The organism is Alteromonas sp. AMM-1, assembly GCF_047290655.1.
Lineage (GTDB): Bacteria > Pseudomonadota > Gammaproteobacteria > Enterobacterales > Alteromonadaceae > Alteromonas > Alteromonas mangrovi.
Window position 1 is genome coordinate 1 of sequence record NZ_JBLBUE010000273.1, and the last position, 2,185, is coordinate 2,185.

Annotated in this window: 2 protein-coding genes; both read left to right on the forward strand. The window is 47.4% G+C overall.

Going from position 1 to position 2,185, the window contains the following annotated elements:
* The coding region (gene ruvB / locus ACLR2L_RS20000) for a Holliday junction branch migration DNA helicase RuvB (protein WP_413370758.1) at positions 1 to 886 on the forward strand (886 nt) is incomplete at its 5' end.
* A 194-nt stretch (positions 887 to 1,080) separates the two neighbouring features.
* On the forward strand, positions 1,081 to 2,079 hold the full coding sequence (locus ACLR2L_RS20005) for an NADP-dependent oxidoreductase (RefSeq protein ID WP_413370760.1): 999 nt from the start codon (positions 1,081 to 1,083) through the stop codon (positions 2,077 to 2,079).
* Positions 2,080 to 2,185 lie beyond the last annotated feature (106 nt).

Here is a 2,185-nt window from a genome sequence, read left to right on the forward strand (position 1 = left end):
CCAAATGGAGATTTTCATTGAAGCGGCCAGGCAACGCGATGACGCGTTAGATCATCTATTGATATTTGGTCCGCCGGGGTTGGGCAAAACCACACTGGCTAATATTGTGGCCAACGAAATGGGCGTGAATATTAAAACGACGTCGGGGCCCGTGCTTGAAAAAGCAGGGGATTTGGCTGCGTTATTAACCAATCTGGAGCGCAACGATGTATTGTTTATTGATGAAATACATCGATTGAGCCCGGTGGTGGAAGAGATTTTATACCCGGCCATGGAAGACTACCAACTGGACATTATGATTGGTGAAGGCCCTGCTGCGCGTTCGATTAAACTGGATTTACCGCCGTTTACACTGGTAGGTGCAACCACTCGTGCCGGCTCGTTGACGTCGCCCTTACGTGACCGTTTTGGCATTGTTCAGCGATTGGAATTTTATTCTGTAAAAGATCTGACCGATATTGTGGCGCGCAGTGCTTTTTATCTTCAAATGGACATGGATCAGCAAGGTGCGTTCGAAGTGGCTAAGCGCTCTCGCGGCACACCGCGTATCGCTAACCGCTTACTACGCAGGGTGCGCGACTACGCGCAAATCAAGGCAAACGGTGAAGTAAATGGTGATGTTGCTGCTGCTGCACTCGATATGCTGGATGTCGATAAAGAAGGTTTCGATTACATGGATCGCAAGCTGTTGCAGGCCATTATCGAGAAATTTAATGGCGGCCCGGTTGGCCTTGAAAACCTGGCAGCAGCAATTGGTGAAGAAAAAGAAACCATTGAAGATGTAATTGAGCCGTTCTTAATTCAACAAGGCTTTCTGCAACGCACGCCACGTGGTCGTATTGCAACCTCAAGAGCCTTCCTGCACATGGGCTTTCACCCAGAATAAAGCTATTGCGTTACTGTCAGGTTCGCTACCTGACAGTAATCCCACCAAATAGATATCGATTCCGATTGTGTGTTTAACCGTTAATATCGCCGAATAAGTAAATGTTATTTTAATTTTTTGATGCGTTATTGTTAATCTAGTAGGCAAGTAGTAGGCAAGTAAAAACTATCCCGAAAGGGTTACAGGAGCTATACATGGCAACGTATCAATCGATGGTACTGGTAAACCGCCCGCGCAATGGAGAAATTGGTGATTATCTGTTTGAGGCGCGGACTCAGGCTATCCCAAGTCCTAAAGAGGGCGAGCTGCTAATTAAGCAAACCCACATGTCACTCGATCCCGCTATGCTGGGCTGGATGAGTGAAGATCGCGGCAGTTATATTCCTCCCGTAGAACTCGGTGAGGTGATGCGTAGTAGTGGGGTAGGTGAAGTAGTTGAATCCAGGCATCCGGATTTTGTACCAGGTGACAAAGTACTGGGCATGACAGGTTGGCGGGAATATCTGATTTCAAATGGTCAGGGGTTTAATAAGCTGCAACCTGGTGTTAGCGCGGAAATGGCATTGTGCGTATTTGGCTTACCCGGGCTAACGGCTACCACCGGCTTATATCAGTTCGGTAAACCCAAGGCTGGCGAAACACTCATTGTCACCGGTGCAGCAGGATCAGTGGGTACGATTGTCGGGCAATTGGCCAAAGCTGATGGCCTGCGCGTAATTGGCGTTGTTGGCAGTGATGAAAAAGCTGACTGGATAGTCAATGAACTGGGGTTTGATGGCGCAATTAATTATAAGTCAGAGAACCTGGCGCAGCAGCTCAAAGCGTTGACACCTGATTGCATTGATGTGTTTTTTGAAAATACCGGCGGACCAATACAACAGCTTATTGTTGATCGTATGAATGCGCATGGTCGAATTGTAGTATGTGGCATGATTGCCGATTATCAGTCAGCATCACCGTTACCAGGCCCCAATTGGATCCCTCTGATTAAAAAGCGCATTACTATTCAGGGGTTCGCGATGCCCGATCATTGGGGTGAAATTCCACAAATCCTCGCAAAACTCACGCCTTATGTGCAACAAGGTAAAATCAAATACCGCGCGCATAGCGTAGAAGGGCTGGCTAACGCAGTGAAAGGGTTGTCTATGCTGTTTAGTGGTGAAAACAAGGGCAAAATGATAGTCAAATTGTAACGTAGTTCAGAGGAGGAATGCTTCCGGCCCCATTCCATTTGTTCAGAACAGACAAAAAAAAACCCGCTTCAATGAAGCGGGCTGAGAACAACAAGTGTTGAAGGAA

What these genes read in the sequence shown, in the direction of transcription:
- ACLR2L_RS20005 (WP_413370760.1), top strand. Translation starts at nt 1,081, where the DNA reads ATGGCAACGTATCAATCGATGGTACTGGTAAACCGCCCGCGCAATGGA.